General features: G+C 40.8%; 1 protein-coding gene. It reads right to left on the reverse strand.

Annotated elements, in window-relative coordinates; all coding sequences use genetic code 11:
- Positions 1–44: 44 nt before the first annotated feature.
- On the reverse strand, positions 45–1454 hold the full coding sequence (locus WBN20_RS15830) for a Gfo/Idh/MocA family protein (RefSeq protein WP_424282379.1): 1410 nt from the start codon (positions 1452–1454) through the stop codon (positions 45–47).
- Positions 1455–1668 lie beyond the last annotated feature (214 nt).

The raw sequence follows: 1668 nt of genomic DNA on the forward strand, positions 1-1668 counted from the left end.
AATTCTCTGCGATTCTTCAGAAATAAAACAGGATAAACCTTAGTTTAACTTAGTTCCCATCCCTTACGATAAGAGCCTTTAACCCATTCGTTGGCCTTCTCGTAATTTGTTACTCTCATATTCTTTCCATCCCAAAGTATTTTTCGTCTACCCGGATATGTAAATCCGCGGCCAATTTCTTTTGGTTCTTTATACTGAAAAGACTTGATAGCCAGGTTCCCCATTAAAACAGCCTCTGTTAAAGGTCCGGAACGCTTAAAATCCGAGGAGGTTTCTGAACCGTTTAAACATGCTTCCACCCAATTGCTTTGATGACCACCAGTATCACCTGTTATTCTTTTTAAATAAGGTTCAGGTGGATTTATCTGTTGCATTCTCTCAGAAGGTAACAACCGGGCATTTCTGGAATATGTGTCGCAAACTAAAATTCCCTTGGTTCCATAAAACACGGTTCCGCCCCCCGTATCACCAATTTTTTCATCATCTTTTAGTTCATCTGGCAGATCTGGCATCATTCCGCCATCATACCAGTTTAATGCAATATCACCATGCTCAGCGGTATTAAATTTAAGTCTAACCAAAGAAGAAGCAGGACAGGATTCACTATAATCAGCCTCTATAAAATCGCCTACCCAATTCGTAGTACAACTGGCTTCAGCCTCTGTGGGATACCCAAGATCTAACACTCCAAAAGGGGTTTCCATGATATGACAACCCATATCGCCTAATGCCCCGGTTCCAAAATCCCACCAGCCACGCCATTTAAAAGGAAGATAGGATTCATTATAATCACGCATTGCCGCAGGACCCAACCATAAATCCCAATCAAGGCCTTTAGGAATGGGATCTACCTCGGTTGGTACCGGAACTCCCTGTGGCCATACCGGCCTGTTTGTCCAGCAATCAACTCTTTCTACCTTGCCAATTACTCCAGATTTTATCCATTCTTTGGCTTCGCGGCTTCCATCACTGGAAGCACCCTGGTTTCCCATTTGGGTAACTATACTATTTTCCCGGGCAATTTGAGTCATTAAACGAGCCTCCCCAATATTGTGGGTTAATGGTTTTTCTACATAGGCATGTTTTTTTTCACGCATAAAAGGCAAGGCAATAGCTGCGTGAGTGTGATCGGGGGTAGCAACCATTATGGCATCTATTTCATTCAAATGATGGTCAAATACTTTTCTGAAATCTTTGTAGCGTTTTGCATCCGGGTATTTTTTATAACTCTTTGCTGCTCTGCGGTCATCTACATCACATAAGGTAACATACTTTACTTTATTTGTCTTATCAAGACCGTTCATAACCCCTGCTCCACGGCCACCCACACCAAAGGCCGAGACATATAAGGTATCACTTGGAGGCACATGTCCTTTTCCTAAAACAAAGCTGGGGACAATTGAAAAAGCAGTAGAAGACGCAGCTACTTTTTTGACAAAACTTCTTCTTTTCATAGTGGAGTATGATTTTAAAATAAGGACAGAATATACAAAAAAATAGGACGTATCCTGGAATAACTAAGGCAGATCATTAATTATTAAAAATAATGGAATTAAATGATAATGATCTCATTTTAAACCTTTCCATTCCTGATAGAATTGGTCCAGGTAACTAAGCATAAAGTTGTGTCGTTTTTCTGCCAGCTTTCTGCCAGTAGATGTATTCATC

Source organism: Eudoraea sp. (assembly GCF_049665975.1).
In the GTDB taxonomy this organism is placed as follows: domain Bacteria; phylum Bacteroidota; class Bacteroidia; order Flavobacteriales; family Flavobacteriaceae; genus Eudoraea.

Bases quoted from the DNA above. Each gene is read 5' to 3' on its own strand.
- WBN20_RS15830 (WP_424282379.1), bottom strand. From the start codon at position 1,454: ATGAAAAGAAGAAGTTTTGTCAAAAAAGTAGCTGCGTCTTCTACTGCT.